At 72.5% G+C, this 7,676-nt stretch carries 6 protein-coding genes; all 6 read left to right on the top strand.

Annotation, left to right across the window (positions count from 1 at the left end; translation table 11 throughout):
* Positions 1 to 243 precede the first annotated feature (243 nt).
* The 6 genes from TsocGM_RS25250 to TsocGM_RS25225 all read left to right on the top strand — a co-directional run bounded on the left by TsocGM_RS25250 (position 244) and on the right by TsocGM_RS25225 (position 7,544).
* Positions 244 to 591 carry a hypothetical protein gene (locus TsocGM_RS25250; RefSeq protein ID WP_126728239.1) on the top strand — a complete coding sequence of 116 codons (348 nt, stop codon included), beginning with the start codon at positions 244 to 246 and terminating at the stop codon, positions 589 to 591.
* A gap of 211 nt (positions 592 to 802) precedes the next feature.
* Positions 803 to 2,092, top strand: coding sequence for a DUF58 domain-containing protein (locus TsocGM_RS25245; RefSeq protein ID WP_126728238.1), 1,290 nt, complete (start codon positions 803 to 805; stop codon positions 2,090 to 2,092).
* A complete protein-coding gene (locus TsocGM_RS25240) occupies positions 2,082 to 4,412 on the top strand; it encodes a transglutaminase domain-containing protein (protein WP_126728237.1) in 2,331 nt (776 codons plus the stop codon). Before TsocGM_RS25245 ends, TsocGM_RS25240 begins: the two co-directional genes overlap by 11 nt.
* Positions 4,409 to 5,380 carry an AAA family ATPase gene (locus TsocGM_RS25235; protein WP_126728236.1) on the top strand — a complete coding sequence of 324 codons (972 nt, stop codon included), beginning with the start codon at positions 4,409 to 4,411 and terminating at the stop codon, positions 5,378 to 5,380. The genes TsocGM_RS25240 and TsocGM_RS25235 overlap by 4 nt, the downstream gene beginning before the upstream one ends.
* Before the next feature lie 21 nt (positions 5,381 to 5,401).
* On the top strand, positions 5,402 to 5,950 hold the full coding sequence (locus tag TsocGM_RS25230) for a hypothetical protein (protein ID WP_126728235.1): 549 nt from the start codon (positions 5,402 to 5,404) through the stop codon (positions 5,948 to 5,950).
* A gap of 43 nt (positions 5,951 to 5,993) precedes the next feature.
* Entirely contained in the window at positions 5,994 to 7,544 is a 1,551-nt protein-coding gene (locus tag TsocGM_RS25225; protein WP_126728234.1) for a permease, read from the top strand.
* Positions 7,545 to 7,676 lie beyond the last annotated feature (132 nt).

The raw sequence follows: 7,676 nt of genomic DNA, 5'->3' as shown, positions 1-7,676 counted from the left end.
GTGGTTCGTTTCTTGCTTCGAGTGACGCATCCTCGACGCTTCTGGGTTGGAGAGCCAACCTGGATTGATCAGCGACCTCTCAACGGTTCATCGATCTCTCCATCTCGATCCATACTCGCACCTCTTTCTGGTTTGTCTTGACCCCGCAGCGGTGCTTGCGTGTAATAGGCGCGTCTGACGGACCTGTCGGCCCCGACTGTTGGCTCGTCCCGGACGTTCGATTGCCTCCCTTGCAGGCGATTCATGTCGATCACGCTCCGACGGATCTTCGCCGCACTGCTGCTCGCCTCCTATGGGCTGATCTCAGCCTGTGGGTTGGGTCTGCATGCGCTGGTCGATGATTCGCATATCGGGGCGGCAACGGACTGCTCCACCGATGGGGACCTCCCGTCGCCGTCCTCGCCGATGTCCGATCACTCGGACTGCCTGATCTGCCACGTCGCTGGCCAGGGACAATTCCTCAACCTGCCGGAGCCGATCCGCTCGGGATCGGTCGCGGTCGGCGCGGTCATCGTGACCGAACCGGTCGACCTTCGCCCGCCCGATCGCCTCCCCGGCGATCCCCGGGCGCCGCCCATGCCGCTCGCCTGAACTACCCGACCGACGCCCCCACCCGGGAGGCGCGATCGCCCGCGCGACCGTTGCGCGTAGGTGATCGCCCTCGGCCGAGGTCTCGGGGCCGACGGTCTGGGGCCCGTCGCGCACCCGGAACCGTCGACGAGCGTCGTCGCCGGTGAAGTACGCGAGGTCCGCCCGGTCGGATCAACCGATCGTCGCGGAGGCACGGCGAGCACAGACGACGATGACGACCCTTCCCCGAGGGGGGACCGCGCCCGAGCGGCCCCGCTCCGTCTGGTCGCGTGAACTCCGTTGGGCCCGGTGGCTCGACCCGATCGTCCGGCACCCGCTCGCGGTGATCGGCGCGGCGACGATCGCGGCGGTCCTCTGCGGCCTGGTCCTGCACCCAAGGTGCCTGGCGCTGGCCAGCGGGCTCGCGACGGTGATGGCCCTGGGAGTCGCCTGGCCCTGGATCAGCCTCCGAGGGCTCCGAGGAATGCTCTCGTTCGCCCCGGCCCGGGGTCGGGAGGGGGAACCGATCGCAGCCCGGCTGGAGTTCCACAACCGGGCGCCGTGGGGGGCCTGGGGGCTGACGATCCGGTTCGGCGACGAGTCGGTCGGCGGCTCGGCCCCAACCGGCGTGGCCCACGTGGGAGGTTGGCGGCGGGTGGAGGTCGACTGGATGTTTGTGCCCGGATGCCGGGGCGAGCATCCCGTCGGAGGCGCCCGCATGGTGACCGGCTTTCCGTTCGGCCTGAGGCAGTCGTCACGGGCCCTGGGTGTCGAACGCCCCGTGCTCGTCTGGCCGAGGACGTTCTCCGTCGGGCCGATCCCCATCGAGGCGGGGGGCGACGCCTCGGAGGGGACGACCTTGCGGGATCGCCCCGGGGACGCGGGCGACCTGCTCGGGGTGCGGACCTATCGCCGGGGCGACCCGCTCCGGCGAGTGCACTGGGGGCAGACGGCCCGGCACGGCGAGCTGATCGTCTGCGAGTGCCAGGCCGCCGCCGCGCCGAGGGTCCAGGTGGTGCTCGATCTCGATCCGGCCTCCCACGTCGGTTCTGGGGCCGACGGCTCGCTCGAGTGGGCGATTCGGGTCGCCGCCAGCCTGCTCGACGACTGGATCGGCCAGGGGGCCGACGCAGAACTCGTCGTCGGCGATCGCTCGATCGCGGCGAAGGGGGGCACGGTCGCCTCGCGTCGGGCAGCGGTCCTGGACGCGGTCGCCCGACTCGACCCAACCGGGGCGCCACCGCTCTCGGACGTCCTGGATGGCCCGGCGTGCCGGCGGTTCGCCCGGGGGCTCCGGGTCGTCGTCTGCACCGACCGGGCTCGCGTCGGTCCCTCGGGGCGTCCCGGCGAGCCGGCCGCGCGGTTCGTGGTGCTGGCCTCGACGGCATTCGACGAGGGCGGGACGACCGGGGGGACGATTGCCCCGAGCTGGCCGATCCGGCCCTGGATCGCGATCGACGACCCGAGGCGGGTCCCGGAGCAGGTTCGGGGTCGATGGAAGGAGGCAGCCCATGTTCGCTGAAATCGACCGGGGCCGGCCTCCCCTCGGCCTGACCCTGGCACTGGCGGCCCTCGGCGCCGCGAGCGTCGAGCTGGCCGTTTGTGGCATGACGCAAACGACCACCCTGGCCCTGGTCCGGGTCGGCGTGCTGGTCGCGGCAATGCTCACGGCCTTCGTCCTGCTGGGCCGACGCCGGGTCGAGCGGGGCGGCGTGCCGACGCGGCGAGAGTCGATCGTCCTGGTCGCGATCGCCGTTCTGCCGCTGCTCTGGCACCCGGCCCGGGTCGCGGTTTTCGGCGGCGGGGTCATGCCCGAGACGATGCTGCTGGAGGGCCTGCGGAATCTGGGGCTGGGGTTGGCCGCACTCTCTCGTCGCCGGCTGGCGAGGAGGCTGGCGGCGGTGGTGGCGCTGTTCGGTGTTGTGGTCGGCTCGTCGCTGGTCGAGGGCCCGACGATGACGGCGATGGCCGGGGCGTTCGCCGTCCTCGGGGCCGCCTGGCTGCTGGCAGGGTACTGGTCGGGGCTGCCGGCCTGGGCATCGACGTCGACCGGAGGCCGGCCGTCCCTGACCGGCGCGACGACGGCGTTGGCGGTGGCGGCGGTGGTCCCGGCCCTTGCGCTGATTGGTCCGAGCACGGCGGCCTCGGCGCTGCTCGGCCTGGTGCCCACGTCCGGCGGCTCGGACTGGTCGGCCCCCGAGGCCCGCTCCGGCGTCGGCGACGGCCCCAACGAGGTCGACGCCCGCGACTCGGCCGACAGCGTCGGCTTCTCCCAGAGCGAGGTCTATCTGGAGACCGACCAGCCCAGCCTCTACGACGCCTTCAACGACACCTTCGGCGAGCCGATCAAGAAGAAGGCACAGGAGAAGGCGATCGCGATGGCCCCGACCGAGATCCAGCGGCGCAGGGAGCACCCCCACGAGGACCACCGCGCCGGCCGCGAGTTCTCGACGCACCGCAAGCCCCCCGGCCCCCGCGACCCGCCCGGGGCGGAGGCCGACGCGCTGCTCTACGTCCGAGGGCGGGCGCCGGCCCACCTGAGGCTGGTCGCCTACGACACCTTCGATGGCGAATCCTGGGTCGAGGGGCAGTCGTCTTCGGGCGGCGCGACGCTCCGGACCGAGGTGAGGGAGAGCCCCTGGCTGGTCATCGAGGCGCTCGACCATCCGTTCCTCTCGGGCCGGGTGACGCACCGGATCAAGGTCGGCCGGCTGGAGACGGCGAGCATCCCCAGCCCCGCCCACCTGAAGCGGTTCCGGGTCGGCAGCGTCAACCGGGTCGACTTCTACGAGTGGTCGCAGCCCGGTGTTCTCCGCATGAGCGGCCGGACCATCCCCCCGGGGACGGTGATCGATACCGAGGTCCGGTCTCCGATTCCCGAGTCCCTCCGAAGGCTGACCATCCCCGAGCGGCCCAGCTACGCCTTCGCCAGGCACTGCGAGTCTCCACCCGTCTCCGGACTTCTCGACCGGCTCGCGGCGGAATGGACGGCTGGGGTCCCGAGGGGGTGGGGCCAGGTCGAGGCCGTCGTCGCCCGCCTGCGCGGCCACTGCGAGCACGATCGGTCGGCGACCCCGCCCGAGGGGTGCCCCGACGTGATGGCCCACTTCCTGGGCCGGGCCCGGCGCGGTCCCGACTACCTGTTCGCGACGGCGGCGGCCCTCATGCTTCGCTCGCTCGGCTACCCGACGCGGGTCGTCGGCGGCCTGTACGTCGACCCGAGGCGGTACGACACGCACGCCCGGCACGTCGCCGTGACCTCGGACGATGCCCACCTCTGGGTCGAGGTCCAGGTCCCGGGTGGCGAATGGGTCGCGGTCGAGCCGACGCCGGGGTTCGAGCTGATGGCCCCGGCCTATTCGCCGCTCGACCTCCTGCGGGCGGGACTCGCCTCGGCCGCGTGGTGGGCGGGCAGGAACGTGGCCGTGCTGGCGATGCTCGCGATCGGGCTCGGCCTGCTGGCCTGGTGTCGGCATCAGGTGCTCGACCGCTGCTGGACGATCGCCTGGCGGCTGTCGACGCCGGCCCGGGGGCCGTCCCGCGTCGTGCTCGCCACCCTCCGGCTGGTCGAGCGTCGGGCCTCCTGGGCAGGCCGGGGCCGGACGACGGGGCAGACGCCATCGCGGTGGTGCGATGCCCTCGTCGCCTCGGCGCCAACCGAGTTGGTGAACGACCTCCGCGAGCTGATCCGGCTGGCCCAGTGGAGCGCGTACGCTCCCGGGCCCTTGCCGGGGGGCGTCGAAAGCCTCGTCATCTGCCGCCGCGTCGTCCGGGGCTGGACCCTCCGGACCTTCAGAGCAATGACCCCTCACGCGCACCCGACCCGGGAGTTCGCATCATGACCGAAGCCAACGGGGCGCCCCCCGTCGAGGCCGACCGCCAGGCCGTCGAGGCGATCCGATCGGCCCTCAACGACGCCCTGCGCGGCAAGGCGGCGGTGATCGAGCACGTGCTCGCCTGCCTCCTGGCCCGGGGGCACCTGCTGATCGAGGACCTCCCCGGCCTGGGCAAGACGACATTGGCCAAGGCGATGGCCCGGGTGCTCGGCGGCAGGTTCGCCCGCGTGCAATGCACCCCGGACCTGTTGCCGGGCGACATCACCGGCTTCCGCGTCTTCGACCAGAAGACCCGGGAGTTCGAGTTCCTGCCCGGCCCCGTCTTCGCCGATGTCCTGCTGGCCGATGAGATCAACCGCGCCACCCCCCGCACCCAGAGCGCTCTGCTGGAGGCGATGGCCGAGCGGCAGGTGACCGTCGACTCGGTGCGCCACGTTCTCTCCGACACCTTCTTCGTCATCGCCACGCAGAACCCCGCCGAGCAGCACGGCACCTACCCGCTGCCCGAGGCCCAGCTCGACCGCTTCGCGATGAAGCTGAGGATCGGCTACCCCGGGCGGGACGACGAGCTGGCCATGCTCGCGGCGGCCGTCGGCTCGGCAGACGACGGCTCTGCCGACCAGGTCGAGCCGGTCGGGCACGCTCGCCTGCGGGCCTTGCAGGGTCAGGTGGCCGGCGTGGCCGTCGGCCCGATGGTGGCCGAGTACCTCGTCGACCTCGCCGCCGCGACCCGGGGGCACCGCCAGGTGACGCTCGGCCTCAGCCCCCGAGGGCTGCTGACCTGGCAGCGGCTGGCCCAGGCCCACGCCTTCCTCGACGGCCGGGCCTTCGTCACGCCCGACGACGTGCAGGCCGTCGCCCGGCCGGTGCTCGACGTCCGCCTCGGGATCGAGCCCGAGGCCGCCGGGCGCGTCGTCTCCGAGATCCTCGACGCGGTCCCCGTCCCCGTCTACCCCAAGGCCCGTCGTGCCTGAACCGACCTGGGAATCCCAGCGATGACCACGTCCTCCCGAGCCCTGGCCCCCGTCGTCTCCCTCGCTTTGCTGCTCGGCCAGCTGGGTTGCCAGGACGATCACGACCACAAGCACGGCCACGCCGAGCACGTCGATCCTCCCCACCGGCCGAGCGACTTCCCGGACGCCGTCGCCCGCCTGATCGCCGGTCACGCCGCGACCCGCGAGGCCCTCTCGGCCGGCCGGACCGACGAGACCCTCGACACCCTGCTGCACGTGCAGCGCGACCTGGCGAAGTGGCTCCCTGAGGTCGCCGCCGACAGCGACATGCCCGAGAGGCCCTGGAACCGGGTCAACGCCCTCGCCGCCCGGCTGCTGGCCGCCTACGAGTCGGCCATCGCCGACTTCGACGCCGGGGTTCCCCTGGACGGCGACCGGCTGTCCGAGGTCGAGCCCTTGCTGGCGGACCTCGATCGCCTGGAGGCCGAGGCCGATCCCGCCTGGTTCCCGGGGAGGGCGTCCTACCGGGAGGACGAGGAGCCGGCCAACGGAGACGAGAGCCCCCACGACGGGGGCGGGGTCGGGGACTGAGCATCCGGGTTCGTCGCATCAACTCGCAGGGGAATCACATCTGATGGACGCGATCTTCTGGGGCGGCATCCAGCGGTTCGTCGCGGCGCTGACCGAGGCGTCGCCGACCATCCTGGTGGGGCTGGTCATCGCCGCCATCTTCCGGCGGCTGCTCGGGCCGGAGGGGACGCGGCGGCTGTTCGGCCACGGTACCCGATGGGCCCTGGCCCGGGCCTGGGTGCTGGGCATGCTGCTGCCGGTCTGCTCGCTGGGCGTGATCCCGATCGTCCGCGAACTGCGCCGCGACGGGCTCTCGGCGGGCACGATCCTCGCCTTCGCGCTGACGGCGCCGCTGTTCAACCCGCTGTCGGTGCTCTACGGGCTCTCGCTCTCGGAGCCCGTGGTCATCTTCAGCTTCGCCCTGGCCTCGCTCGCGGTGGTGACGGCCCTGGGCGTGGCCTTCGACCGGTTCTTCCCCGACAACGAGCAGCCCGAGCCGGGGCCGCCGCCGGTCTCCTACGGGCCGAAGCGGATGGTCGCGCTGCTGGTCGCCGTCGCCCGGGAGGTGGCCGGCCCCACCTCGGGCTTCATCCTGGTGGGCCTGCTCGGCGTCGTGCTGCTGAACGTCGCCCTGCCGCAGGGGAGCCTGATGAACCGCATGGAGCAGGACAACCCGTACGCGGCGCTGGAGATGACGGCCGCGGCCATCCCCGCCTACGCCACGCCGATGGCGGCCATGGCCCAGCTCGGCTCGATGTTCCAGCACGCCAACTCGGTGGCCGCGGCCTTCGTCCTGCTGACCTTCGGCGCCGGGGCGAACCTCGGCCTGCTGGCCTGGGTGGCGAGGGCCTACGGCCCGAGGCGGTCGGCGGCGTGGCTGGGCGGGCTGCTGGTCGTGGTCGTCGGCCTGGCCTACGCGATGGACGGCCCGCTGACGCCGAAGGGGGTCGAGCCGGCCGGGCACACGCACGCCTTCGACATCTACTGCTGCCCGTTCCCGCCCGGCGGCGGCAGCTTCGCTCAGGTCGCCAAGGAGCTGGGCGAGGAGGTCATGTCCCACGAGCGGAAGGCGCTCGGCGTGCTGGCCGGCTTCGGCGTGCTCGGGCTGGCGCTGGGGCGGCTCGACCGCCGCTGGCGGGTCGAGGACTGGCTGGAACGCGCCCCCGAGCCGTCCGAGGCCGGGCCCGATCGCCCCGGGAGGCGCTACGACGTGGTCATCCCCGGCCCGGTGCTCGGCGGGATCGGCCTGCTCGGGCTGATCGCCTTCAGCGTGCTGGCCTGCTACACCTACTACCCGCCGGCCGAGCAGATCTTCGACGACCTGACGATCATCAAGGCCGAGGTCCTCTCGGCGGCCAACAGCGGCAACCGCGAGCACGCCGACTACTTCATCCCGCTCTACCAGGACTGGATCCGACGGCTCCAGGTCAGCGTCTACCTGCGGGAGGGGACCCTCAGCCCCTACCGCCGGATGAAGGCGCGCGTGCTGATCGACAAGATCGAGCGGCTCAAGCATGCCGTCGAGGAGGACGACCCCGAGGAGGTCCACCGCCACTTCATCGCCGTCACCGACGCCCATCGCCGGCTGAGGGCCAGCTTCGTTGACGCACCGTGACACGTCGGCCCCTCGGTCGCCGGGGGGCCCTCCTCGGACCGCGTTCCCGTCGCGAGCACCAGGCCGCCCATGAGCATCGAATCGAGCAATCGGCCCCGAAACGACCGGACGGAGCATCCCCCGCGGAGGCCG

This window comes from Tautonia sociabilis (assembly GCF_003977685.1).
In the GTDB taxonomy this organism is placed as follows: Bacteria; Planctomycetota; Planctomycetia; order Isosphaerales; family Isosphaeraceae; genus Tautonia; species Tautonia sociabilis.
This window is presented reverse-complemented; position numbering and strand designations above follow the sequence as displayed.

Excerpts from the sequence above, each read along its gene's own strand:
- TsocGM_RS25250 (WP_126728239.1), top strand. The coding sequence starts at position 244 with ATGTCGATCACGCTCCGACGGATCTTCGCCGCACTGCTGCTCGCCTCC.
- TsocGM_RS25245 (WP_126728238.1), top strand. The coding sequence starts at position 803 with ATGACGACCCTTCCCCGAGGGGGGACCGCGCCCGAGCGGCCCCGCTCC.
- TsocGM_RS25240 (WP_126728237.1), top strand. The coding sequence starts at position 2,082 with ATGTTCGCTGAAATCGACCGGGGCCGGCCTCCCCTCGGCCTGACCCTG.
- TsocGM_RS25235 (WP_126728236.1), top strand. The coding sequence starts at position 4,409 with ATGACCGAAGCCAACGGGGCGCCCCCCGTCGAGGCCGACCGCCAGGCC.
- TsocGM_RS25230 (WP_126728235.1), top strand. The coding sequence starts at position 5,402 with ATGACCACGTCCTCCCGAGCCCTGGCCCCCGTCGTCTCCCTCGCTTTG.
- TsocGM_RS25225 (WP_126728234.1), top strand. The coding sequence starts at position 5,994 with ATGGACGCGATCTTCTGGGGCGGCATCCAGCGGTTCGTCGCGGCGCTG.